The organism is Bradyrhizobium sp. BLXBL-03 (assembly GCF_051853015.1).
Classification (GTDB): domain Bacteria; phylum Pseudomonadota; class Alphaproteobacteria; order Rhizobiales; family Xanthobacteraceae; genus Bradyrhizobium; species Bradyrhizobium manausense.
The window spans coordinates 3,809,940-3,834,110 of the sequence record NZ_CP182470.1; the positions used below are offsets into that span (position 1 = coordinate 3,809,940).

General features: G+C 64.8%; 25 protein-coding genes. 19 read left to right on the forward strand and 6 right to left on the reverse strand.

Annotated features, from left to right (window positions below):
• Positions 1-47 precede the first annotated feature (47 nt).
• From rplO to hisC, 10 genes are all read left to right on the forward strand, one after another.
• On the forward strand, positions 48-533 hold the full coding sequence (gene rplO, locus ACNJX9_RS18265) for a 50S ribosomal protein L15 (protein ID WP_057745461.1): 486 nt from the start codon (positions 48-50) through the stop codon (positions 531-533).
• Positions 534-683: 150 nt separating this feature from the next.
• Positions 684-2,015 carry a preprotein translocase subunit SecY gene (gene secY / locus ACNJX9_RS18270; RefSeq protein WP_092228451.1) on the forward strand — a complete coding sequence of 444 codons (1,332 nt, stop codon included), beginning with the start codon at positions 684-686 and terminating at the stop codon, positions 2,013-2,015.
• A 277-nt stretch (positions 2,016-2,292) separates the two neighbouring features.
• Positions 2,293-3,117, forward strand: coding sequence for an adenylate kinase (locus ACNJX9_RS18275; protein WP_439409805.1), 825 nt, complete (start codon positions 2,293-2,295; stop codon positions 3,115-3,117).
• Positions 3,118-3,305: 188 nt separating this feature from the next.
• Positions 3,306-3,674, forward strand: a complete 369-nt coding sequence (gene rpsM, locus ACNJX9_RS18280; protein WP_014494511.1) for a 30S ribosomal protein S13 — start codon at positions 3,306-3,308, stop codon at positions 3,672-3,674.
• A gap of 121 nt (positions 3,675-3,795) precedes the next feature.
• Positions 3,796-4,185 carry a 30S ribosomal protein S11 gene (gene rpsK, locus ACNJX9_RS18285; RefSeq protein WP_007603045.1) on the forward strand — a complete coding sequence of 130 codons (390 nt, stop codon included), beginning with the start codon at positions 3,796-3,798 and terminating at the stop codon, positions 4,183-4,185.
• Positions 4,186-4,296: 111 nt separating this feature from the next.
• On the forward strand, positions 4,297-5,328 hold the full coding sequence (locus ACNJX9_RS18290) for a DNA-directed RNA polymerase subunit alpha (RefSeq protein WP_057745452.1): 1,032 nt from the start codon (positions 4,297-4,299) through the stop codon (positions 5,326-5,328).
• A gap of 165 nt (positions 5,329-5,493) precedes the next feature.
• Positions 5,494-5,910: a 50S ribosomal protein L17 gene (rplQ, locus tag ACNJX9_RS18295; RefSeq protein ID WP_057745449.1), complete on the forward strand. Its 417-nt coding sequence runs from the start codon at positions 5,494-5,496 to the stop codon at positions 5,908-5,910.
• Between the two features lie 344 nt (positions 5,911-6,254).
• Positions 6,255-7,043, forward strand: coding sequence for an SDR family NAD(P)-dependent oxidoreductase (locus ACNJX9_RS18300; protein ID WP_439409806.1), 789 nt, complete (start codon positions 6,255-6,257; stop codon positions 7,041-7,043).
• Positions 7,044-7,132: 89 nt separating this feature from the next.
• Positions 7,133-8,449: a chloride channel protein gene (locus ACNJX9_RS18305; RefSeq protein ID WP_439409807.1), complete on the forward strand. Its 1,317-nt coding sequence runs from the start codon at positions 7,133-7,135 to the stop codon at positions 8,447-8,449.
• Positions 8,446-9,504 carry a histidinol-phosphate transaminase gene (hisC, locus tag ACNJX9_RS18310; protein WP_439409808.1) on the forward strand — a complete coding sequence of 353 codons (1,059 nt, stop codon included), beginning with the start codon at positions 8,446-8,448 and terminating at the stop codon, positions 9,502-9,504. The genes ACNJX9_RS18305 and hisC overlap by 4 nt, the downstream gene beginning before the upstream one ends.
• 90 nt (positions 9,505-9,594) lie before the next feature.
• On the opposite strand, the gene ACNJX9_RS18315 is transcribed toward hisC, so the two are convergent.
• On the reverse strand, positions 9,595-10,608 hold the full coding sequence (locus ACNJX9_RS18315) for a zinc-binding alcohol dehydrogenase family protein (protein WP_439409809.1): 1,014 nt from the start codon (positions 10,606-10,608) through the stop codon (positions 9,595-9,597).
• Positions 10,609-10,728: 120 nt separating this feature from the next.
• Here ACNJX9_RS18315 and ACNJX9_RS18320 point away from each other — a divergent pair, with 120 nt between their 5' ends.
• Positions 10,729-11,106, forward strand: coding sequence for a winged helix-turn-helix transcriptional regulator (locus tag ACNJX9_RS18320; RefSeq protein WP_057751776.1), 378 nt, complete (start codon positions 10,729-10,731; stop codon positions 11,104-11,106).
• Positions 11,107-11,146: 40 nt separating this feature from the next.
• Here ACNJX9_RS18320 and ACNJX9_RS18325 read toward each other — a convergent pair whose 3' ends face one another.
• Positions 11,147-12,778: an OprO/OprP family phosphate-selective porin gene (locus ACNJX9_RS18325; RefSeq protein ID WP_439409810.1), complete on the reverse strand. Its 1,632-nt coding sequence runs from the start codon at positions 12,776-12,778 to the stop codon at positions 11,147-11,149.
• Positions 12,779-13,090: 312 nt separating this feature from the next.
• On the opposite strand from ACNJX9_RS18325, the gene ACNJX9_RS18330 reads away from it, so the two are divergent.
• From ACNJX9_RS18330 to ACNJX9_RS18340, 3 genes are read left to right on the forward strand one after another with little or no spacing between them, the layout of a single operon-like run.
• A complete protein-coding gene (locus tag ACNJX9_RS18330) occupies positions 13,091-14,494 on the forward strand; it encodes a DegQ family serine endoprotease (RefSeq protein WP_439409811.1) in 1,404 nt (467 codons plus the stop codon).
• The gene (locus ACNJX9_RS18335) at positions 14,491-15,825 is read left to right on the forward strand and encodes a replication-associated recombination protein A (protein ID WP_439409812.1); all 1,335 of its coding nucleotides are present in this window, start codon (positions 14,491-14,493) and stop codon (positions 15,823-15,825) included. The genes ACNJX9_RS18330 and ACNJX9_RS18335 overlap by 4 nt, the downstream gene beginning before the upstream one ends.
• Before the next feature lie 52 nt (positions 15,826-15,877).
• The gene (locus ACNJX9_RS18340; protein ID WP_439409813.1) at positions 15,878-17,104 is read left to right on the forward strand and encodes an RluA family pseudouridine synthase; all 1,227 of its coding nucleotides are present in this window, start codon (positions 15,878-15,880) and stop codon (positions 17,102-17,104) included.
• 123 nt (positions 17,105-17,227) lie between these two features.
• On the opposite strand, the gene ACNJX9_RS18345 is transcribed toward ACNJX9_RS18340, so the two are convergent.
• Positions 17,228-17,674, reverse strand: coding sequence for a hypothetical protein (locus ACNJX9_RS18345; RefSeq protein ID WP_271620048.1), 447 nt, complete (start codon positions 17,672-17,674; stop codon positions 17,228-17,230).
• A gap of 174 nt (positions 17,675-17,848) precedes the next feature.
• Here ACNJX9_RS18345 and ACNJX9_RS18350 point away from each other — a divergent pair, with 174 nt between their 5' ends.
• The 3 genes from ACNJX9_RS18350 to ACNJX9_RS18360 all read left to right on the forward strand — a co-directional run bounded on the left by ACNJX9_RS18350 (position 17,849) and on the right by ACNJX9_RS18360 (position 20,598).
• Positions 17,849-18,634, forward strand: a complete 786-nt coding sequence (locus ACNJX9_RS18350; protein ID WP_439409814.1) for an ATP12 family chaperone protein — start codon at positions 17,849-17,851, stop codon at positions 18,632-18,634.
• 63 nt (positions 18,635-18,697) lie between these two features.
• On the forward strand, positions 18,698-20,338 hold the full coding sequence (locus ACNJX9_RS18355) for a flagellar hook-length control protein FliK (protein WP_439409815.1): 1,641 nt from the start codon (positions 18,698-18,700) through the stop codon (positions 20,336-20,338).
• A complete protein-coding gene (locus tag ACNJX9_RS18360; protein WP_057751754.1) occupies positions 20,335-20,598 on the forward strand; it encodes an EscU/YscU/HrcU family type III secretion system export apparatus switch protein in 264 nt (87 codons plus the stop codon). The genes ACNJX9_RS18355 and ACNJX9_RS18360 overlap by 4 nt, the downstream gene beginning before the upstream one ends.
• 110 nt (positions 20,599-20,708) lie before the next feature.
• Here the strand turns inward: ACNJX9_RS18360 and ACNJX9_RS18365 are convergent, their stop codons facing one another.
• Both ACNJX9_RS18365 and ACNJX9_RS18370 read right to left on the reverse strand, forming a co-directional pair.
• On the reverse strand, positions 20,709-21,305 hold the full coding sequence (locus ACNJX9_RS18365) for a hypothetical protein (RefSeq protein ID WP_439410079.1): 597 nt from the start codon (positions 21,303-21,305) through the stop codon (positions 20,709-20,711).
• 162 nt (positions 21,306-21,467) lie between these two features.
• On the reverse strand, positions 21,468-21,872 hold the full coding sequence (locus tag ACNJX9_RS18370) for a DUF4260 domain-containing protein (protein ID WP_439409816.1): 405 nt from the start codon (positions 21,870-21,872) through the stop codon (positions 21,468-21,470).
• 146 nt (positions 21,873-22,018) lie between these two features.
• Between ACNJX9_RS18370 and ACNJX9_RS18375 the strand changes: the two genes are divergently transcribed.
• Both ACNJX9_RS18375 and ACNJX9_RS18380 read left to right on the forward strand, forming a co-directional pair.
• Complete coding sequence (locus tag ACNJX9_RS18375) at positions 22,019-23,551, forward strand: acyl-CoA carboxylase subunit beta (RefSeq protein WP_057751748.1); 1,533 nt, start codon at positions 22,019-22,021, stop codon at positions 23,549-23,551.
• A gap of 61 nt (positions 23,552-23,612) precedes the next feature.
• Positions 23,613-23,960: a hypothetical protein gene (locus ACNJX9_RS18380; RefSeq protein WP_439409817.1), complete on the forward strand. Its 348-nt coding sequence runs from the start codon at positions 23,613-23,615 to the stop codon at positions 23,958-23,960.
• 22 nt (positions 23,961-23,982) lie between these two features.
• Here the strand turns inward: ACNJX9_RS18380 and ACNJX9_RS18385 are convergent, their stop codons facing one another.
• Positions 23,983-24,135 (reverse strand): hypothetical protein, encoded by a 153-nt coding sequence (locus ACNJX9_RS18385; protein ID WP_167353995.1) that lies wholly within the window; start codon positions 24,133-24,135, stop codon positions 23,983-23,985.
• Positions 24,136-24,171: the final 36 nt, after the last annotated feature.

The following is a 24,171-nucleotide window of genomic DNA, read 5'->3' on the forward strand; positions in this document are numbered from 1 at the left end:
TCCCGGTTTTCGGGCCAGATCATGCGCAAAACACAAGGAGCAGGGCGATGAAGCTCAGCGATATCGCCGACAACGCCGGCTCGCGCAAGAAGCGCATGCGCGTCGGCCGTGGCATCGGTTCGGGCAAGGGCAAGCAGTCGGGCCGCGGCGGCAAGGGCCAGACCGCGCGTTCGGGCGTGCGCATCAAGGGTTTCGAAGGCGGCCAGATGCCGTTGCATCGCCGTCTGCCCAAGCGCGGCTTCAACAACATCTTCCGCGTCGAGTACGCCGAGATCAATCTCGACCGGCTCCAGGATGCGGTGGATGCCAAGAAGCTCGACACCGGCAGCGTCGTCAACGTCGAGGCCCTGGTCAAGGCGGGCGTGCTGCGCCGCGCCAAGGCCGGTCTGCGGCTGCTCGGCCGCGGCGAGCTCAAGGCCAAGCTGAACATTGAGGTCCACGGCGCCACCAAGTCCGCGATCGAAGCGGTCGAGAAGGCCGGCGGATCGGTGAAGATCCTTGCCCCTGCGAAGGAAGAAGGCGAGGCGGCGTAACAACTGCGTCATTGGCCCGCGGCTCGCGGGCCTTTTCGCATGCGGGACGATGGACTTATCGAAGCCGAAGCGCCAGATAATGTCCGGCGTCCGCTAAAGTAGCCCGGCCGCGGGTATGACGGCGCAAAAGGCGGCGGGAGAAAGTCCAATATGGCCTCAGCAGCGGAACAACTGGCAGCCAACCTCAATTTCGGCGCGTTTGCCAAAGCCGACGAACTGAAGAAGCGTATCTGGTTCACCCTGGGTGCGCTGCTCGTTTATCGGCTCGGAACCTACATCCCGCTGCCCGGCATCGATCCCAACATCTGGGAGCAGGTGTTCAAGTCGCAGGCAGGCGGCATCCTCGGCATGTTCAACATGTTCGCCGGCGGCGGCATCCACCGCATGGCGATCTTCGCGCTGAACATCATGCCGTACATCTCGGCCTCGATCATCATCCAGCTCCTGACCACCGTCTCGCCGCAACTCGAGGCGCTGAAGAAGGAAGGTGAGGCGGGCCGCAAGACGCTGAACCAGTACACGCGCTATCTGACGGTAATCCTGGCCGCGTTCCAGTCCTACGGCATCGCGGTCGGTCTCGAAGGCGCCGGCAACGTCGTCAGTGACCCCGGCATGTTCTTCCGTCTCTCCACCGCGATCACGCTGACCGGCGGCACCATGTTCCTGATGTGGCTGGGCGAGCAGATCACCTCGCGCGGCATCGGCAACGGCATCTCGCTGATCATTCTCTCGGGCATCGTCGCCGAGCTCCCGGCGGCGCTCGCCAACATGCTCGAGCTCGGCCGTCAGGGCGCGATGTCGACCGGCCTGATCCTGGTCGTGATCGTGATGGCGGTCGCCGTGATCGCCTTCATCGTGTTCATGGAGCGCGCCCAGCGCCGGCTGCTGATCCAGTATCCGAAGCGCCAGGTCGGCAACAAGATGTTCGAGGGCCAGTCCTCGCATCTGCCGCTCAAGCTCAACACGTCGGGCGTGATCCCGCCGATCTTCGCATCCTCGTTGCTGCTGCTGCCGACCACGGTCGCAAACTTCAACGCGGGCAAGGGACCGGAATGGTTCCAGTGGATCACCACGCAGCTCGGCCACGGCCGTCCGCTGTTCCTGGTGCTCTATCTCGCGCTGATCGTGTTCTTCGCCTTCTTCTACACCGCAATCGTGTTCAACCCGACCGAGACGGCGGACAATCTGAAGAAGCACGGCGGCTTCATCCCTGGCATCCGTCCGGGCGAGCGCACGGCCGAATATATCGACTATGTGCTGTCGCGCATCACCGTGCTGGGTGCGATTTATCTGGCGATCGTCTGCTTGATCCCGGAAATCCTGATCTCCTACGCCTCGGTGCCGTTCTACTTTGGCGGCACCTCGCTGCTGATCGTTGTCAGTGTCACCATGGACACGGTGGCGCAGGTGCAGGGCTATCTGCTGGCCCACCAGTATGAAGGCCTGATCCGCAAGTCGAAGCTGCGCGGCCGCCGCCGCTGAGCGGCACGTTGACTGAAGGCGGCGCGTCCGCGCCGCCGATTCGCCACCCAAGTGATGCGCGGCGCCCGCCGAGACGATCAGCCCGTCCTTTGGTCGCATCGGATGAGCTGCTCTCACTGCAGCGCAATCCCTGATTTCAAAGGCCTTCTTGGCGTCCGGGCACTTGCTCCCTTATGATATGGGTAGCGGCGCGGCGCTGATTATGATTTGCACTGTTGCTGAAGTTTCAAACACGGGTGCGCGACGTATCGCTCACCAATCCGGGGGGCGTACGCCGATGAGAATTATACTTCTTGGACCGCCGGGGTCAGGCAAAGGGACCCAGGCGCAGCTGCTGGTGCAGCGCTATGGCATTGTCCAGCTCTCGACCGGCGAGATGTTGCGCGCAGCGGTCGCGGCCGGCACGCCGGTCGGGCTGAAGGCCAAGGAGATCATGGCCAGCGGCGGTCTCGTCCCTGACGATATCGTGGTCGGAATCATCTCCGACCGCATCGACCAGCCGGACGCCAAGCACGGCTTCATCCTGGATGGCTTTCCCCGCACCGTGCCGCAGGCCGAAGCGCTGGACGAGCTGCTGAAGCACAAGCACATGAAGCTCGACGCCGTGATCGAGCTCCGTGTCAACGAGAGCGCGCTTCTGAACCGCGTCGAGACCCGCGTCGCCCAGATGCGGGAGCGCGGGGAGGAGGTCAGGGTCGACGACACCCCGGAGGTCCTGACCAAGCGTCTCGCCAGCTACCGCAGCCAGACCGAACCGCTGATTCACTACTATTCCGAGCGCCGCAAGCTTTCGACCATCGACGGCATGATGGCCATCGATGAGGTCACCCGCGCCATCCACCGCCAGCTCCTGGCGCTGGGTGCGATCGAGCCCAGGACTCACGCCAAGAGCGCCGCCAAGGCAGGGCCGGCCAAGAAGGCAGCCAAAAAGCCAGCGAAATCCGCCAAAAAGGCCGCCAAATCGGCCAAATCCACCAAAAAGGTCGTGAAGGGCGCCAAAAAGACGGCCAAGAAAATGGTCAAAAAGGCGGCCAAGAAGGCCGTCAAAAAAGGTGCCAAAAAGGCTGCAAAAAAGGTCACGAAAAAGCGAGCCAAGCGCTAGCGGCGGTTGACGAAAGCCCCCGGAATCCCTTAATAAGCCCAGCATCCAAGTCGGATAGTTTCAAACGATGCCGGGCCCCAGGAAGACCAGGGGTGGGCGTCGTGTTCGCGTTTGTGAACACCTGCCCGAGAAACATAAGCACTTAAAGCCCGATTCCTGACGAGGGGTCGGCAACAGGAGAGAAGGCCGTGGCCCGTATTGCCGGCGTGAACATTCCGACCAACAAGCGCGTCCTGATCGCGCTCCAGTACATCCATGGCATCGGCCAGAAGATCGCTGGTGAGATCCTCGAAAAGGTGAAGATCCCCGAGGATCGTCGCGTCAATCAGCTCAGCGACGCTGAAGTGCTCCAGATCCGCGAAGTGATCGACCGCGACTATCTCGTCGAGGGCGATCTGCGTCGTGAAGTCGGTATCAACATCAAGCGTCTGATGGACCTCGGCTGCTATCGCGGCCTGCGTCATCGTCGCGGTCTGCCGGTGCGCGGTCAGCGCACCCACACCAATGCGCGTACGCGCAAGGGTCCGGCCAAGGCCATCGCCGGCAAGAAGAAGTAAGTTTTCTATTCCAATCGCGGCGTGTGGCGATAGGGGAAACCCTTTCGCCACGCGCCTTTCGTTCCACAGGTGTAGCCGCTGGCATTACGGCGGCGTTTGAGATCTTCAGGAAAGGTACTCTATGGGCAAGGAAGCCACTCGCGTTCGTCGTCGTGAGCGCAAGAACATCGCCTCCGGCGTCGCGCACGTGAACTCGTCCTTCAACAACACGACCATCACCATCACCGACGCGCAGGGCAACACCATTGCCTGGTCCTCCGCCGGCACGATGGGCTTCAAGGGCTCGCGCAAGTCGACCCCCTATGCCGCGCAGGTCGCCGCTGAAGACGTGTCCAAGAAGGCGCAGGAGCACGGCATGCGCACGCTGGAAGTCGAAGTCGCCGGTCCCGGTTCGGGCCGTGAGTCGGCGCTCCGCGCGCTGCAGGCCGCGGGCTTCACCGTCACCTCGATCCGCGACGTGACCACGATCCCGCACAACGGTTGCCGTCCGCGCAAGCGTCGGCGCGTCTGATACGAAGATGCGGGCGCTGTGGTGCCCGCGATGCTTTTTTAAGAAGCCGCGGGTTTGATCTGCGGCCTTTCTCCAACGCCAGTATTTGAATTTTCAAATCGGCTGGCCTGTATGGGTGAAACAGTGACGATCCAGAAAAATTGGCAAGAACTGATTCGGCCGAACAAGCTCCAGGTGACCCCTGGCAGCGACCCCTCGCGTTTCGCGACCATCGTCGCCGAGCCGCTCGAGCGCGGTTTCGGCCAGACGCTCGGCAACGCGCTGCGCCGCATCCTGCTCTCCTCGCTCCAGGGCGCGGCGGTGCAGTCGGTGCACATCGACGGCGTGCTGCACGAGTTCTCCTCGATCGCTGGCGTCCGTGAGGACGTCACCGACATCGTGCTCAACATCAAGGACATCTCGATCAAGATGCAGGGCGAAGGCCCCAAGCGTATGGTCGTGAAGAAGTCCGGCCCGGGCGTCGTCACCGCCGGCGACATCCAGACCGTGGGCGACGTCGTGGTGCTCAACCCGGACCTGCAGATCTGCACCCTCGACGAGGGCGCCGAGATCCGCATGGAGTTCACGGTCTCGACCGGCAAGGGCTACGTGCCCGCCGAGCGCAACCGTCCCGAGGATGCGCCGATCGGCCTGATCCCGGTCGACAGCCTGTATTCGCCGGTCCGCAAGGTCTCCTACAAGGTCGAGAACACCCGTGAGGGCCAGATCCTCGACTACGACAAGCTGACCATGACGATCGAGACCAACGGCGCGATCTCGCCGGATGATTCGGTGGCCTACGCCGCCCGCATCCTGCAGGATCAGCTCAACGTGTTCGTCAACTTCGAAGAGCCGCGCAAGGAAGTCGCCCAGGAGATCATCCCGGACCTCGCCTTCAACCCGGCCTTCCTCAAGAAGGTGGACGAGCTCGAGCTGTCGGTGCGTTCGGCCAACTGCTTGAAGAACGACAACATCGTCTACATCGGCGACCTCGTGCAGAAGAGCGAGGCGGAAATGCTCCGCACTCCGAACTTCGGCCGCAAGTCGTTGAACGAAATCAAGGAAGTGCTGGCCCAGATGGGTCTGCACCTCGGCATGGAAGTGCCGGGCTGGCCGCCGGAGAACATCGACGAGCTCGCCAAGCGCTTCGAAGATCACTACTGAGACTTCGTCGTTCCGGGGCGGCTCGCAGAGCCGAGCCCGGAACCTCGAGATTCCGGGCTCGTGCTTCGCACGCCCCGGAATGACTGAAAGGGCGAACGCAGGCAGCCCACCTGAGCAACTGGTCCGACGAACCGTCGCGGCAGTTCTAGAACAAGGAATAGTTACATGCGTCACGGCAAGGTTCATCGGAAGCTCAACCGCACGGCCGAGCATCGCCGCGCGATGTTCGCCAACATGGCGGCCGCGCTGATCAAGCACGAGCAGATCGTCACCACGCTGCCGAAGGCCAAGGAGCTTCGTCCGATCGTCGAGAAGCTGGTCACCCTCGGCAAGAAGGGCGGCCTGTCGATGCGCCGCCAGGCCATCTCCGAGATGCGCGACAAGGACCAGGTCAAGAAGCTGTTCGACGTGCTGGCGCCCCGCTACAAGGATCGCCAGGGCGGCTATACCCGCATCATCAAGGCGGGCTTCCGCTACGGCGACAACGCCGCGATGGCCGTGATCGAGTTCGTCGATCGCGACGTCGATGCCAAGGGCCAGGACTCAGGTCCGGTGCAGGCGAAGGAAGCTGAGGCGGCGTAAGCCAAATCGCAGCATTGAGTTTGAAAACGGCGCCTTCGGGCGCCGTTTTTGTTTGGGGAATTCGGCCAATCAGTCCCACAAATTCGGCACTCGCGTTTGTCAGAACGCTGCAACCAAAGAAATGGTGCCGTACGGTGGGCAAAGGCGCGCGTGCTTCGCGCGCCGTGCCCACCACCTGCAGATGGTGGGCACGCTTCCGCCTTCGCTCTTCGAGCTTCGGCGGACAGGCCGCTTTGCCCACCCTGCAAATTTGCCGTTGTGGCAGCTCTCACGCATCGGTGAGCGGTGATTGCACCCGCCCGTGCAGCGCACGATATCCGCTTCAACCTCAGCGGAGATGACATATGAAGATCGATCTTTCCGGAAAGACTGCCCTCGTCACCGGCTCGACTGCCGGCATCGGCCACGCCATCGCGAAGGGCCTTGCGGGCTCTGGTGCGAGCGTCGTGATCAACGGGCGCGGCCAGGACAAGGTCGATGCCGCCGTGCGCAAGCTGGAGGGGTCGGGTGCCAAGGTGCGCGGCATCGCCGCCGACGTCTCGACCGCGGCCGGCTGCAAGGCGCTGGTTGCGGCGCTGCCCGACGTGGACATCCTCGTCAACAATGCCGGCATCTTCGAGCCGAAGGGCTTTTTCGAGATTCCGGACGAGGACTGGATCCGCTTCTTCGAGGTCAACGTGATGAGCGGCGTGCGGCTCTCGCGCGCCTATATGCAGGGCATGCTGAAGCGCAATTGGGGCCGCATCGTCTTCATCTCCTCGGAGTCCGGACTCAACATTCCCGCCGAGATGATCCACTACGGCGTGACCAAGACGGCCCAGCTCGCGGTCGCCCGTGGCCTCGCGCAGCTCACCCAGGGCACAGCCGTCACCGTGAATTCGGTGCTGCCTGGCCCGACCATGTCCGAGGGCGTCGAGACTTTCGTGAAGGATCTGGCCAGGCAGAACGGGCAATCGGTGGATGAAGCCGCCGCCAATTTCGTCAGGCAGCACCGCCCGAGCTCGCTGATCCAGCGTTTTGCCAGTGTCGAGGAGATCGCCAACATGGTGGTCTTTGTCGCCTCGAAGGAGGCATCAGCGACCAACGGTGCGGCGCTGCGTGCCGAAGGCGGCATCGTCAACACCATCGCTTAAGCCGCGATTGGGCACGGGACGGGCCGCCTAGCTGCTCTGCTCTTGCGCCCCCTTTCATTCGTGCCGGGACTGGCTAAAACGGGGTCTCCATGCCCTGGCCCCTCTCGACCCGCCACAAGCGCCTGTTCAGGCTGACCTCCGCACGCTGGCAGCGGCGGGCGATCTTTCTGCTCGGCGGGATCGGGGTCGGCGCAGCAGCCGTGGCGCTGGCGCAGCTTGCCGATCTCGCGCACTACGCCTTCGCACTCCTGTTGGCGAAGTCGCGCTATGCCGTGCTGGCGGTGACGCCGCTCGGCTTCATGCTGTCGGCCTATATGACCCTCCGTCTGTTCCCGAATGCGCAGGGCAGCGGCATTCCGCAGGCAATCGCCGCGCGGCAGCTGACCGATCAGGCCGCGCGCGAGAACCTGGTCTCGATCCGGATCGCGATCGGCAAGATGATCCTGACGCTGTTCGGGCTGCTGTGCGGCGGCTCCGTGGGGCGGGAAGGGCCGACCGTTCAGGTCGGCGCCTCCATCATGTTCGCGCTCGGTCGTGTCTCGCCGCGCCGCCAGCCTGGATTGATCCTGGCCGGAGCCGCCGCCGGCGTCGCCGCGGCCTTCAACACGCCGCTGGCGGGAATCGTCTTCGGCATCGAGGAGATGAGCCGCGCCTTCGAGACCCGCACATCCAGCCTGATCATTGCCGCCGTGATCGCGGCCGGCCTGACCTCGCTCGCGTTGGCCGGCAATTACGCCTATTTCGGCAGCAGCGCGATGACGCTCTCGCGTGGCGCCGACTGGCTGGCCGTTCCGGCCTGCGGCGTCGTCGGTGGCCTCGCCGGCGGCCTGTTCAGCCGCGTCGTCATCGCCATGGCGCGCGGTTTCAAGAGCCCGCTCGGACGCGCGATCAAGGGCCATCCGCTGTGGTTCGCCTTTGCCTGCGGCCTCGCGGTCGCCATTTGCGGCCTGGTGTCCGGCGACACGATCTACGGCACGGGCTACGTGCAGGTGAAAGAGGCGCTGGATCACGGCACCCCGTTGCCGCAGGATTTTGGCGTGCTCAAGCTGCTGGCGACGAGCTTCGCCGCGATCAGCGGCATACCGGGCGGGATCTTTTCGCCCTCGCTCGCCGTCGGCGCCGGCATCGGCAGCAACATCGCCGCGTTCTTCCACGACGCGCCGCTCGGTGCGATCATGCTGCTCGGCATGGTCTCGTATTTCGCCGGCGTCGTGCAGGCGCCGATCACCGCCTTCGTGATCGTGACCGAGATGACCGACAATCACGGCATGGTCGTGCCACTGATGGCGGCGGCGCTGATCGCGCATTTCGTCTCGCGGATGATCTGCGAGGAGGGTATCTATCACGCGCTCGCAAAGGGCTTCGTTGAGCGCGCCACGCGTCCGCGTGAGGGAGAAGGAAGATGAGCCGTTTCTGGAGCAGCTTGACGCATGAGCTGAAACCCTACGTGCCGGGCGAGCAGCCGCGCATGGCGGATCTGGTCAAGCTCAACACCAACGAGAACCCGCTTGGTCCGTCGCCGCGTGCGCTGGAGGCGATCCGGGGCGCGGCGGCCGATACGTTGCGTCTCTATCCGGACCCGCAGGCGACCGCGCTGCGGGCGGCCCTTGCCGCCTATCACGGCGTGAGGCCCGAGCAGGTGTTCGTCGGCAACGGCTCGGATGAGGTGCTGGCACACGCCTTCGTCGCGCTGCTGAAGCACGATGCGCCGCTGCTGTTTCCCGATATCACCTACAGTTTCTATCCGGTCTACTGCCGCCTGTTCGGCATCGCCTATGAGACCTTGCCGCTCGATCAGGCCATGCAGATCCGCACCGCTGATTATCGCCGGCCGGCCGGCGCGATCATCATCCCCAATCCGAACGCGCCGACAGGCATCGCGCTGTCGCGCACCGAGATCGCGACACTGCTCGACGACCACCCTGATGTGCCCGTCGTCGTGGACGAGGCCTATGTCGATTTCGGGGCCGAGACGGCGATTCCGCTGGTCGCGTCTCATCGCAATCTCCTGGTCGTGCAGACCATGTCGAAGTCGCGCGCTCTCGCCGGGCTTCGCGTCGGATATGCCGTTGGGGACGCCGATCTGATCGATGCGCTGACGCGCGTAAAGGACAGTTTCAATTCATATCCGCTCGGCCGGCCTGCCCAGGAAGGTGCGATCGCGTCCCTCGCGGACGATGCTTATTTCCAGCAAGGCCGCCGTCGCGTGACCGAGGGCAGGGAACGCCTGTCCCGCGGATTGAAAAGCGCCGGTTTCGAGGTGCTGCCCTCGCTCGCCAATTTCGTCTTCGCGCGCCATCCCGCGCACGAGGGGGCCAAGCTTGCGGCGGCGCTACGGGAGCAGGCGGTGATCGTCCGTCACTTCTCGGCGCCGCGCATCTCGGATTTCCTGCGCATCACCGTCGGCACCGACGCGCAGATCGATCGGCTGTTGTCGGCGTTGTCCGGGATATTGCGATAGAGCGAGAAATCGTAGGGTGGGTTACGCCCAGCAACTACGCTTCGCGCAGCCGCTGGTCTAACCCGCCCTACGCATTGGCGATGCGATCGCCTACCACCCTTCCAGCACGATCTTGCCGCGCGACTTGCCGCTCTCGAGCAGCGCGTGCGCGCGCTTGAGATTGGCCGCGTTGATCGTGCCAAAGGTCTGGTCGAGCGTGGTACGCAGCACGCCCTTGTCGATCAGATCGGCGACATCGTTGAGCAGGTGATGTTGCGCGATCATATCAGGCGTCTGGAACGAAGAGCGCGTGAACATCGATTCCCAGTGCACCGAGATCGCCTTGCCCTTGAACGTGCTCATGGTGAATTCCGGGGGATCGTCGATCAGGCCGAACCGGCCTTGCGGTGCCATGAACTCGGCGATGCTCTTGTAGTGCTGATCGGTGAAGGTAAGGCTCGCGACCAGCGCGACCGGCGGCAGCTTGAGCTTCTCGATCTGCTCCTTCATCGGCTTGCCGTGATCGATCACCGCATGCGCGCCGAGATCGAGGCACCATTTCTGCGATTCCGGCCGCGTCGCGGTCGCAACCACGGTGAGGCCGGTGAGGCGGCGGGCGAGCTGGATCAGGATCGAGCCGACGCCGCCGGCGCCGCCGGTGATGAGAAGCGTGCGCGGATCGACGCTCTTGCCCGGGATTGCGCCGAGGCGATCGAACAGCAATTCCCACGCGGTAATGGAGGTGAGGGGAAGCGCCGCGGCCTGCGCGAAGGAGAGCGATTTCGGCTTGTTGCCGACGATGCGTTCGTCCACTAGGTGGAATTCGGCATTGGTGCCCTGGCGCAGGATCGAGCCCGCGTAAAACACCTCGTCGCCCGGCTTGAACAGGGTGACCTCGGGCCCGACCGCATCGACGATGCCGGCGGCGTCATAGCCCAAGATCTTGGTCTCACCTTCGGGCGGCGCGGCGCGCTTGCGCACCTTGTAATCGACGGGATTGGCCGAGATCGCCTTCACGGCGACGCGGATGTCGCGTCCCTTCGGCTCTGGCTTGGCGGTCTCGAAATCGATCAACGCGTCCTGATCCTCGATCGGAAGCGACTTCTTGTAGCCGACGGCCTTCATGGCTTGTCTCCATCAGATGGCGTTTTCGCCCGCGTCTTACCTGTCGCGCTGGCTCCAATTTGGCAAGTACTGTACATTCGGGGATATAGTCCCCGTTTGGATACTATTGGGAAAACACTGATGAAACGGCGCGATTTTGCCCGTCGTCCGGGCTGCTCGGTCGAGGCGACGCTGGATTTGATCGACGGCAAGTGGAAGGGCGTGATCCTCTATCACCTGCAGAGCGGCACCCGGCGCTTCGGCGAATTGCGCCGCATGATGCCTGGGATCACCCAGCGCATGCTCACCAAGCAGCTTCGCGCGCTGGAGGAGGACAAGCTCGTCATCCGCAAGGTCTATGCCGAGGTGCCGCCGCGCGTGGAGTATTGTCTCTCCGAGTTGGGCGAGAGCCTGCGGCCGGTGATCGATATTCTGAAAGCCTGGGGCGAGAGCCATCAGCAGCGGCTGTCCTGCGCACCGCCGCCTGTGGTCGAGAGGAAGCCGAAGCGGGCGGCCTAGATGTTCGGGAGCGGACGATGCCGCTCCCGAACAGGGCGCGTCAGAACGCGAACTGCGTGCGCAATGCGACCGCATCGAACTTCGAGCCGACATCCGCCGTAGACACCGCCGAGGCCTGCTTCGAGACCGTGCCATGCAGGTAGTCGAGCATGAAGCGCACGTTGCCGTTGACGTACCAGTTGAGCGCCAGCGTGTAGACGTCCTGCCGCCCGCCGGCGATTCCGGCGGCGGTCGCGAGCTGATCGTTCAAGTTCATCGTGGAGTAGCGGGCTGCGATTTCCCAGGCACCCCAGCCACCGCCGTCGAGCGAGAACGGATTGTTCGGCTTGACGCCGCCATACGCGGCGTTGCCCGGATTGTACTTGCGGCTTTCACCGGTCAGGACATAGGCCGCCTGCGCATAACCCCCCTGGAAATTCAGGCTCGACGTGCCGATGGGCGCCACGGCGGTATTCGCATTGCGTTCAATGTTGAACCAATAGTATTCGCCCTGGACCCAGAGCGGTCCATAGGAAGCGGCGGCTTCGAGGCCATACACCTGCGCACCCGATACGTTTGCAATCGCCCCGGTCGAGATCAGCGTCGTCGGATCGATGCGCAGTTCGGGACGATCGCTGAGCGTCAGAGTTTGCGTGTTGGCGATCAGATTGCGCGGCGGCTGGATCAGCCACTCGGCGTCGGCGCCGAGATGCACCGAATAGTCGTTGCCGCTGACGACCTGGCCGGCAACACGGGCGGTTGCGCCGTATTGCTCGCTGGTCCCCGGAGGTGAAATGCTCGAGGCCGAGTGAATGGCACCCGTGGTCGGGCCGGTCACATAGGCGCCGGCATAGAACACGTCATTGTACCAGCGGGCGCCGGCGGCAGAGCGGAAGTCGCCTGCGGCGATATTTTGCGCGATGACACCGACCGAGGCGCGCTCCATGAAGGCGATGTCGTTGGAGCTCGTGGATTCATCCATGGTCCAGGCAATGTCCATGATGCCGGCTTCGATCGCCATCTTGCCGCCGAACGGCTTCAGCCCGGTGTAGCTCAGATACGCGTTCTCGATGCCGGACGTGCCTCCGCCGGGATCGAAGCCCACGGGAGTCGCGCCGGCGGCGCCGGTGCCGCCGAAGCCGTCAGCCGAACCGCCGAAATCGTAGATCAGCGCAAAATTCCAGTCTTCGAGGAATTTGCCGACGACGCCGATGCGCGCGCGACGAACGTTCTCGCCGCTGTCGAGCTTCTGCGGTACCGTGGCTGCCGTGTTGGGTCGGTAGTCGTACCCGCCGACGTCCCAGTGCACGCGGCTGGTGATGGCGACGCAGTTGTGCCCGTCGGCGGTGCATATGGTCGGGCGATTGTTCGGCATCGTCACCACGACGCCCGATGGGGCCACCGGCCCCTTGACCGGAATGGCCGCGTTGGCATTGGCGACCGCGGCTTTCGCCTCCGAGCGCGCTTCGGCCTTGGCCTCGGCCTTCGCTTCCTGCCTGGCTTTCGCCGTGGCGGCCGCGTTCGCGGCGGTCTGGCTCTGGAGCTTGTCGAGCTTCTGCTCCAGCATTTTCAACTGCTGCTTCAGGAGCGCGATCTCCTGCTCGCTGGTGCTGGCCGATTGGGCCTGGGCCTGTGAAGCCGCCAGCACGCCGGCGAGACCGATCGCCGTGGCTGCTAGTCCTGTCCTGCTCATGTCGTGCTCCATCCTTTGACGAACTTCCCCAAGTCGCAACGGGAGAGCCTAAGACTGATCGATGACTGCCCCGCGACGCGCGCGCCCGGCTCTGCGGTTCCCACTGATGCCAATTCGCCGCAACCGAATCCGCCTGGCACGAGCATGCAGGATGATGCGCATCATGCCAATCCATCGTCCCGGCAGATTGTGATTTCGCACGCTGGGCTTGCAGGTGGGACACACCGGAAAGGGGCTGAATATTGCCGCCCGGCGCCCTTCTATTGGGGGGCGAACGCGCCTATATTCCGGCGTCTTTTCCAAGAGGTAGGGATGTTTCGAGCGAACTTGACCGCCGTCGTCACGGCATTGTGCATAGGCTTTTCGGCCCACTTCAATCCGGCTGCGGCGCAGGACCGTCGCGTGCCCTCGTCGCAGGCCGAGCTGCGGTTGTCCTATGCGCCGATCGTGCAGCGGGTGCAACCGGCGGTCGTCAACGTCTATGCCGCCAAGGTGGTGCAGAACCGCAACCCGCTGCTGGACGACCCCATCTTCCGCCGTTTCTTCGGCGGCGGCCAGCAGCAGGAGCAGGTGCAGCGGTCGCTGGGCTCGGGCGTGATCGTCGACGCCTCCGGGCTCGTCGTCACCAACGTCCACGTCATCGAAGGTGCCGACCAGGTGAAGGTGTCGCTGTCGGACAAGCGCGAGTTCGAGGCCGAGATCGTGTTGAAGGACTCCCGCAGCGATCTCGCGGTGCTGCGCCTGAAGGATGCCAAGGAAAAGTTCCCGGCGCTCGAATTCACCAATTCGGACGAGCTGATGGTCGGCGACGTCGTGATGGCGATCGGCAACCCCTTCGGCGTCGGCCAGACCGTGACCCACGGCATCATCTCGGCGCTGGCGCGCACGCAGGTCGGCATCACCGACTATCAGTTCTTCATCCAGACCGATGCTGCGATCAATCCCGGCAATTCCGGCGGCGCGCTGGTCGACATGAACGGCCGGCTCGCCGGCATCAACACCGCGATCTATTCGCGCTCCGGCGGCTCGCAGGGCATCGGCTTCGCAATTCCCGCCAATATGGTGCGCGTCGTCGTCGCCTCCGCCAAGAGCGGCGGCAAGGCGGTAAAGCGGCCATGGCTTGGCGCGAAGCTGCAGGCGGTGACGCCGGAGATCGCCGATAGTCTCGGCCTGCGTTCGCCAAGCGGTGCGCTGGTCGCGAGCGTCGTTCCCAATGGGCCTGCGGCGAAGGCCGGGTTGAAATCCTCCGACCTCATCACCGGCATCGACGGCCAGGCCGTGGACGATCCCAACGCGTTTGACTATCGCTTTGCCACTCGCCCGATCGGCGGCACGGCGCAGATCGACGTGCAGCGCGGCGGCAGGCCGCTCAAGCTGACCATCGCGCTCGAGACCGCGCCCGATACCGGCCGCAATGAGCTCGTCGTCACCGCCCGCTCGCCGTTCCAGGGCGCCAAGGTCTCGACCATCACGCCTGCGGTTGCCGACGAGCTGCATCTCGACGCCGACACCGAAGGTGTGGTCATCACCGATCTCGGTGATGACTCGCCCGCCGCCCAGGTCGGCTTCCAGAAGGGCGACATCATCCTGGCCGTCAACAACCAGAAGATCGGCAAGACCGGCGACCTCGAGAAGGCGGCGGCCGTCAGCCAGCGGCTCTGGCGCATCACGCTGGTGCGGGCCGGTCAGCAGATCAACGTCACGCTGGGCGGATGAGTCCGAAGCGACCACAGCAGACGCCAACTCTCTTCGCCGCGGCGGGGCTCGATCACGATGCCCCGCATCCGCTGCCTGACAGGCTGCGGCCGCGGACGCTGTCGGAGGTCGTCGGCCAGGATCACATCCTCGGGCCCGACGGCGCGCTGACGCGCATGCTGGAGACGCGCACGCTGGGATCGCTGGTGTTCTGGGGCCCGCCCGGCACCGGCAAGACCACCGTGGCGCGGCTGCTCGCGGATGCGACCGACCTGCATTTCGAGCAGATCTCCGCGGTGTTCTCCGGCGTCGCCGACCTCAAGAAGGCGTTCGATGCCGCGCGCGCCCGCCGCGAGATGGGCAAGGGCACGCTGCTGTTCGTCGACGAGGTGCACCGCTTCAACCGCGCCCAGCAGGATTCGTTTCTGCCTGTGATGGAAGACGGCACGGTGGTCATGGTCGGCGCCACCACGGAAAATCCGTCCTTCGAGCTCAACGCGGCGCTTTTGTCCCGCGCACGGGTGCTGGTGTTTCGCTCGCTCGATGCCGCCGCGATCGAAAAGCTGTTCGCGCATGCCGAGGCGGTCGAGGGCCGCAAGCTGCCGCTCGATGCGGAGGCGAGGGCGGTGCTGGTGCGCATGGCCGACGGCGACGGCCGCGCAGCGCTGACGCTCGCCGAGGAGGTCTGGCGCTCGGCACGAGCCGACGAGATCTTCAACGCCGCACAGTTGCAGGACATCCTGCAACGCCGCGCACCGATCTACGACAAATCGGCCGACGGCCATTACAACCTGATCTCGGCGCTGCATAAATCGGTGCGCGGCTCGGATCCCGATGCTGCGCTGTATTATCTCTGCCGCATGCTCGATGCCGGCGAGGACCCGCTGTTCCTGGCGCGCCGTGTGGTACGCATGGCGGTGGAGGATATCGGCCTCGCCGATCCGCAGGCGCTCGTCATCGCCAATGCGGCCAAGGACGCCTTCGACTTCCTCGGCCATCCCGAAGGCGAGCTAGCGATCGCGCAAGCCGTGGTCTATCTCGCCACCGCGCCGAAATCGAACGCGGTCTATACGGCCTTCGGCACGGCGATGCAGGTGGCAAAACAGGCCGGCTCGCTGCTGCCGCCAAAGCACATCCTGAATTCGCCGACCAAGCTGATGAAGTCGGAAGGCTACGGCTCAGGCTACGAATACGACCACGATGCCGCCGACGCTTTTTCGGGGCAGGACTACTTCCCGGAGGCCCTGGGACGCCAGACCTTCTACGATCCGCCTGAGCGCGGCTTCGAGCGCGAGATCAGGAAACGGCTGGATTACTGGGCCAAGCTGCGCAAGGAGCGGGGTTCGCGCTAGAGGTGGCCATTTCGCCGTGACGAAGGGCCGCTTTTAGGGTACGCAGGCAGCCATGAGCCGCCGTATCAAAAGAACCAATCAAGAGCCCCGTTCGCGCGATGAGCGCAAGGATTCGCGTCCGTTCAAGGCACGGAGCGCGAAGAAAGCGGGACCGCGTCCGGGCGGCAAGCCCAGCAAACCGCCGCGCTTTGCCGGCGACCGCGCCGAGCGACGGCCGCCCAAGATTGCACAGAACAAGGCTGCACAGGAAAGGCCGGCATCGGAGAAGCCTGTCGAGGCGCTGCTGCCGACCAAGGTGCAGACCGTCACGGTGGCGGCCGACGAGAACAACATGCGCGTCGATCGTTTCCTTGAAGCGCGCTTTCCCGGCCTGTCATTCTCCCACATCCAGCGCGTCGTCCGCAAAGGCGAGCTGCGCGTCGACGGCAAGCGCGTCGACAGCAAGGATCGGCTGGAGCAGGGCCAGAGCGTCCGCATCCCACCGTTGAAACTCGACACACCGAAGGTCGTCGGCGAGCTCTCGGAGGCCGCGCAGAAGACGCTCAAGGCGCTGAAGGAGATGACGATCTACGAGGACGACGACGTCCTCGTGCTGAACAAGCCCGCCGGCCTTGCCGTGCAGGGCGGCTCGGGCATGACGCGCCACATCGATCAGATGCTGGAGGTGATGCGCGATGCCAAGGGGCAGAAGCCGCGCCTCGTGCATCGCATCGATCGCGAGACCTCGGGCTGTCTGCTCATCGCCAAGACGCGATTTGCTGCCTCGCATCTCACCGGCGCGTTCCGCTCGCGCTCGGCGCGCAAGGTCTATTGGGCGCTGGTGCCGGGCCTGCCGAAGCCGAAGCAGGGCCGCATCTCGACCTTCCTTGCCAAGGAGGAGAGCGAGGACGACACCATCATGCGCATCGCCCAGCATGGCGACGAGGGCGCCAGCCACGCCGTGACCTACTATGCGGTGGTCGAGACCGCCGGCAACAAGCTGACCTGGGTGTCGCTGAAGCCGGTGACAGGCCGCACCCACCAGCTTCGCGCCCACATGGCCCATATCGGCCATCCCATCGTCGGCGATCCCAAATATTTCAACATCGAGAACTGGCAGTTGCCGGGCGGCCTGCAAAACCGCCTGCATCTGCTCGCGCGCCGCATCGTGATCCCGCATCCCCGCGGCGGCGTCATCGACGCCACCGCGCCATTGCCGCCGCACATGCAGCAGTCGTGGAATCTGCTCGGGCTCGATGCCAGCCGGTTCGACCCGATCGAGAACGCACCGGAGGAGTAGGGGGCTGGGTCCGGCTGTTAACCCCGTCGTTGCGAGCGTAGCGAAGCAATCCAGGATTGCCTCCGCGGAAAGACTCCGGATTGCTTCGCTGCGCTCGCAATGACGGCGTGGCGACAGCCGCGGCTAATTCCGAAACTGCTCCAGAAACATCCGCAAGCTGTCATGCGGGCTCTCGACATCCATGATCAGCCAGCCCTCCGGACCGTTGACGAGGATGAAGTTCAGCGCGACCTTGCGGCCGTGATTGTCGAAATTCGCCGCGACATAGGTCTTGTCGTATTGCTTGCGGGTGATCGCGATCGTCACAGGGCCGAGCTTCCAGTTCGGGCTCTGCACCAGGAAGTCATAGGGCTCGCTGCGCGGCGCGGACCATGCCTTGCGCAATGAGGGGTCGAAGAATTGCCGGGTCGTGGCATCGTCCCGCGGCAGGCCTCTCGACAGCTCCGGCGCGCCGTTGCCGTAATGGGCATAGACGTTGCGGATCAGCGATTCCGGGGTGCGAAAGCCGGCCCCGGCCGCGACCGGCCAAAGCCCGGCGAACAGGGCCACGATGCCCGCAAGTTCCCTCATGCCCGCCGCTCGCTTTATCGGCCACAGGTCTTACTTTAGAAGCCTAAAGCATGATCCGGGAAAGTGCGAAGCGGTTTTCCCAAAAGATCATGCTCAAACAATAACCTAAAGCGGCTGACGTTCATCCTGATCTCATCGCGCTTTAGCACTCAGCGACCGGGACCGAAAACTCACATGCGCGAATTGTTCGAAGAAGCAGCCGGGCAGCCCCCGCCGGACCCACGGGAATCGGCACGCGCCTCCGCGCGGACGCCGCTGCGCAAGCGCTTCTACAAGGAGGTCGGCGTCACCGAGACCGAGGGCGGCTTTGCCGTCACGCTCGATGGCAGGCCGATCCGCACGCCGTCCGGCCGCCAGGTGGTGATCCCGGCGCGGGCGCTGGCCGATGCCGTGGCTGCGGAATGGGCCGCCCAGGGCGAGGCGATCGACCCCGTGACCATGCCGCTGACGCGGATCGCCAACAGCGTGGTCGAGGGCGTGATCGACCGCGTCGAGCTCGTCACGAACGATCTCGCCAAATACTTCGAGACCGACCTGCTGTTCTATCGCGCCGGCCATCCCGAGGGGCTGGTCGCCCGGGAGGCCGCGCATTGGGACGGCGTGCTGTTCTGGGCCGCGGAGGCGCTGGGAGCGCATTTCATCCTCTCCGAGGGCATCATGCATGTGAGGCAGCCCGATGAGGCGCTCCGGGCTGCCCGTGCGGCGCTGCCTGGCGATCCCTGGTCCGTGGCCGCGCTCCACATGGTGACGACCCTGACCGGCTCGGCGCTGCTGGCGCTGGCGCTGGCCCATGGCGTGCGCGACGCCGACCAGGTCTGGGCCGCGGGCCATGTCGATGAGGACTGGAACATCGACCAATGGGGCGTGGATGAGGAGGCGGCCGCCCGCCGGGCCGCCCGCCTCAGGGATTTCGAGGCCGCCGTCGCGGTGCTGGCGGCGGTGAACCCGCCTAGGACCTAAGGTCCTTAACGAGAGGTTTACGCCGGGGCCCTAGGGTGGGATTCGCATTCCCGGGCCCCTGAAATGCCGACGCCGATAAGCTCGATCCTTCCGGTCAGTGCCGCCAGCCCCGTGGCTGATGCGGCGACGCCCGATCTCGTGCTCCAGGCCGGCACCGTCGTCGATGCCAGGGTCGTCAGCTTGCTCGCCGACAATTTGGTGCGGATCGCGATCGCCAACCTCTCGATGGACGTGATGTCCGAGGTGTCGCTGACCCCGGGGCAAAATCTTCAGCTCGCGGTCTCGCAGAACGACGGCACGATCAGGCTCGCCGTGGTCAACGGGGCAGGCGAGGCCAGCGCCGATCAGGTCACGCTGACGTCGACCGCAGCCTCGCTGGTCGAGAGCCCGCCGCTGGCGCCGTCGGTCAATGCGGCCCGCACCATGCTGACACCTTTGGAGCAAGTCGCCGTCACCGCAGCCTCGGCCGAGGCGGTCACAAAACAGGGCAGCCAGGCGCCGCTATTCGCCAATCTCGCATCGGTCGTATCCGGCAGCAATCTGCCGGCCGGACTGAAGCAGGCCGTGCTGGACGTGCTGGCACAGCAGACGCCACTCAACATGGCGTTGGATGGCGGCGATATCGAATCCGCGTTCCAGAAGTCCGGCCTGTTTCTCGAGGCTTCGCTGGCCGCGGGCGCAACGCCGCAGCCTGGGGCCGTGCCGGACTTGAAGGCCGCGCTGCTCGTGCTGCGCCAGATACTGGCGGCGACGTCAGTTACACCGGCGACCGCCGCGCCACACGCGGCCACACCAACCGCCACGATTGTGCCCAGTCCTGCGGCCGCGCCGCAGATCGCAACTTCGCCGCTGCAGGTGCCAGGCGAGGCTGCGCAGGCGGCGTTGCCATCGCCGGAAGTGGGGATTGCCCAGCCTGCACAATTGCCGCGCGACGCTGCGCTTGCGGCTGCCGTGCTGAAAGACATGGCTGGTGAGACGCCTCGGGCGCCTTTGCCACGCACGATGTCGGCAGGCCTTGCCGCGAGCCTGCTGCAAGAGGTTACGCAAAGCCTGCCGCGCCTGACCGGCAACGTGCCGGGTGCGACCAAGGCCGTTCCTGACGGCCATATCTTCGAGGCAGCTGCGCGCACGACGACGCCACCGCCGTTCCGCGGCGCGCTACCGGCGCAGCAACCCGTCGCTTCGCCGTCGCTCGCGCCCACCACACCGCTCGCTGCCACCGTGCATCGCCTGCTCGGCGACACCGATGCTGCGATCGCGCGGCAGACGCTGCTTCAGGTCGCTTCGCTGCCTGATCGCACTGACGCCAGTGGCCATCGCAGCGACCCGACCGCGCCGCAGTGGAATTTCGAGATTCCGTTTGCGACCCCGCAAGGTACCGCGATGGCGCAATTCGAGATCTCGCGCGACGGCGGCAACGAAACGCCCGATCCCGCCAAGCGCGCCTGGCGCGCGCGCTTCACCATCAATGTCGAGCCATCAGGACCCGTGCACGCGCTGATCACGCTCAACGGCGACAAGACCTTTGTGCGGATGTGGGCCGAACGGCCGGCGACCGCGCAGCAGCTCCGCGCTGGCATCGGCGAGCTCAATCAGGCGCTGACCAAGGCCGAGCTCAAGCCCGGCGACATCATCGTGCGCGACGGCACGCCGCCGCTGGCCGCGCCGGCGCGCGCCGGGCATTTCCTGGATCGCGCCACATGAGCGACGAATCCAAGCTCGCGATTGCGCTGCATTACGAGAAGGGTAGCGGCGCGCCCGTCGTGGTTGCCAAGGGCAAGGGCACGATCGGCGCCAAGATCGTCGAGATCGCCAAGGCTCATGACATTCCGATCGAGGAGAACGAGATTTTGGCCGGCGCGCTTTCCAAGGTCGAGCTCGGCGACGAAATCCCGCCCGACCTCTACAAGGCCGTCGCCGAAGTTCTGGTGTTCGTGCTGCGGCTGTCGGGCCGCGCGCGCTAGCGCACAACGCCGGCGCGTCTCTCTCCACACGTCATTGCGCTCGCAATGACGGAGTGTAGGGTCGCTATCCCAGCTTGAACAGGGCCTGCAAAAGCTCCAAAGAGGCAGTTTCACACCTTGTCGCCCGGCTTCTTCGCCGTCAGCGCCTGATCGATGGCAAAGCCTCCGATCTCGCTCATCGCCTGCGCGATCACGTCGCCCTTGCGCGCAAAGCCGCTGGAGAGATAGTCGAACTGGGTGCGCGCCAGCCGCAGCACCTCGATCGGCACGGTCACCGCGGTCTCGTTGAAAGCATCGACCGAGGCGCGCAACGTATCGAGCTCGGTGGTGAGCTTGCCGATATGGCTCTCCGCGTCCTGCATCAGGCCGAGCAGCTTGCCGCGCTCGGTGTCGAACGCGGCACGCTCGCTGGCCGCGGCTGTCGTCACCTCGGCTAGCTGCGTCCGCAGCGCGGCGATCTGGCTGGCCATCGCGTCGGATGCGAGTTCAGTGGCCTCGCGCAGCTCCCCCAGGCGCTTGTTCTCTTCCTGCTGCTCGTGAAACAGCCGTTCGGCCGACATGGCCCGCTGTTTGAGTGATTCAATCAGCGCGGCCGCGCGCAGCAGCATCTCGCCGTTCCGCCCCGACACCATGCTGGCCATGCGCCGCAGGAAGTCGGTGGTCTCGGACGCGCTGTTCGCAGGCAAGGGAACGACGGTGGCGGACATGAGGTGATGCTTGCAGCCGGACGTGATGACCGCCGCCGTACCGACTGAGCTCACGCAACATTCGGCGCCTGATCGCAAGCCTGGAGCAAGCCTGAATCGGCAGGCCCGGTCAACCGGCCAGCCGCGACAAAATCACGGTCATCCCGCCGCTCGCGCGGCAGCTCAGGCGCCGTTCTGCCGGCCGATCCGCCCCAGATGGGTGAAGCCGAACCCGGCGGAATATTTCAGGCCATAGCCCAGCGCTCGGTCGATGCCGATATGGGCGAGCCAGATCAAGGCGATGGAGAGCGTGAGGGGCGAGGCGAGGCCAAAACCCAGCGTCATCAGCGCCACCGGCGCCATGTAGCTGTGGGCGGCGTTGTAGACCAGCGCACCGAATTTGGCGTCCACGAGGTACGCCAGGAAGCTCAGATCCGGCACCAGGAAGAGCAGGGCGTAGACCCGCCAGGAGCCGCCCCAGGTCGCATAGAGCGCCGTCATGGCCGCGAACAGAGCGAGCCCCTCGAGCCGCAGCAGGGCCCTGACGCCGCCTGTCACGGCGCCGGTGTCAACAGCTCTGTCGTCCATGGTCGCATCCCCAGGCAAAACTTTGGAATTCCTTGCGCTTTCACGCTGCGTCAAAGCAGCCCTGCGGCGCCGAAAGCCGCTTCCCGGCCTGCAAAATGCCGTGTTAGAACGCCCAGCACTTAAGGCTTAAGAACTGGCGGGAGCAAATGAAACATATCCTGGACGCCCTTGAAGACCGTCGCGCCGGCGCCAAGCTCGGCGGCGGGGAGAAGCGCATCGAGGCGCAGCACGCCCGCGGCAAGCTGACCGCGCGCGAGCGCATCGAGCTCCTGCTCGACAAGGGATCGTTCGAGGAGTTCGACATGTTCGTCGAGCACCGCTCCACCGAGTTCGGCATGGAGAAGACCAAGGTGCCGGGCGACGGCGTCGTCACCGGCTGGGGCACCGTCAACGGCCGCAAGACCTTCGTCTTCGCCAAGGATTTTACCGTGTTCGGCGGCTCGCTCTCCGAAACCCACGCGCTGAAAATCACAAAGCTCCAGGACATGGCGATGAAGGCGCGGGCGCCCATCATCGGCCTCTATGATGCGGGCGGTGCCCGCATCCAGGAGGGCGTCGCCGCGCTCGCCGGTTACTCCTACGTGTTCCGCCGCAACGTGCTGGCCTCGGGCGTGATCCCGCAGATCTCGGTCATCATGGGCCCTTGCGCCGGCGGCGACGTCTATTCGCCTGCGATGACCGACTTCATCTTCATGGTAAAGAACACCAGCTACATGTTCGTCACCGGGCCTGACGTCGTGAAGACCGTGACCAACGAGGTCGTCACCGCCGAAGAGCTCGGCGGCGCCTCGGTGCACGCCACGCGCTCGTCGATCGCCGACGGCGCCTTCGAGAACGATGTCGAGACGCTTTTGCAGATGCGTCGCCTGATCGACTTCCTGCCGTCCAACAATACCGACGGCGTGCCGGAATGGCCGAGCTTCGACGACATCGGCCGCGTCGACATGTCCCTGGACACGCTGATTCCCGATAATCCGAACAAGCCCTACGACATGAAGGAGCTGATCCTGAAGGTCGTGGACGAGGGCGACTTCTTCGAGATCGCGGAAGCCTTCGCCAAGAACATCGTCACCGGCTTTGGCCGCATCGCCGGCCGCACCGTCGGCTTCGTCGCCAACCAGCCGATGGTGCTGGCCGGGGTGCTCGACTCTGACGCCTCACGCAAGGCCGCGCGCTTCGTGCGCTTCTGCGATGCCTTCAACATCCCGATCGTCACCTTCGTCGACGTGCCGGGCTTCCTGCCCGGCACCGCGCAGGAATATGGCGGCCTGATCAAGCACGGCGCCAAGCTCCTGTTCGCGTACTCGCAGTGCACGGTGCCGCTCGTCACCGTCATCACCCGCAAGGCCTATGGCGGCGCCTTCGACGTCATGGCGTCCAAGGAGATCGGCGCCGACATGAACTACGCCTGGCCGACCGCCCAGATCGCCGTTATGGGCGCCAAGGGCGCGGTCGAGATCATCTTCCGCAGCGACATCGGCGACCCCGACAAGATCGCCGCGCGCACCAAGGAATACGAAGACCGCTTCCTGTCGCCCTTCATCGCCGCCGAACGCGGCTACATCGACGACGTCATCATGCCGCATTCGACCCGCAAGCGGATCGCGCGGGCGCTGGCGATGCTCAAGGACAAGAAGACGGAAATGCCGGCGAAGAAGCACGACAATTTGCCGTTGTGAGAAATGAGTAGGGTGGGTTAGGCGAAGCCGTAACCCTCCCTACAGGTTCGATCAAAATCCAATGACCGAAGACGATCCGACCGACGAAATCGCCGACATCGAAGATCGCATCGAGCGGCTCGCCGAGATCGCCGAGCGGTGCCGGAAGTACATCCTGGCGTCCAAGATCGCGATTGGCAGCGGTGCGGTGCTGCTCCTGGCCACCATTCTCGGGCTGTTTGGATTTGGTCAGACCGCCGCGATCGGCTCGATCGCCCTGGTGCTCGGCGGCATCGTTTCGCTCGGCTCGAACATCAGCACGTTGCGGCAGACGGACGATGCGATCGGCGCTGCGGAAGCGCGCCGGTCGGCGTTGATCGGCAGCATCGATCTGCGCGTGGTCGCGGATACGCCGATGAAGCTGGTGTGACGCCCCGGGCAGGCCGTACGCATCACGCGGCGGTCTTGAGGGTCAGCTCGGACAGTTCGGCGCGGCATTCGGCTGCGAAGGTTTGAAGCTGCTCCGCCGTCCGCCGGTCGAGGATGGCTTTCGCCAGCCGCTCGGCGCGGGCAATCTGTTCTCTGAGATATGCGATGCGGGACATGGGACACCTTTCTCTCTCTGAAATGGCTTCGCGGCA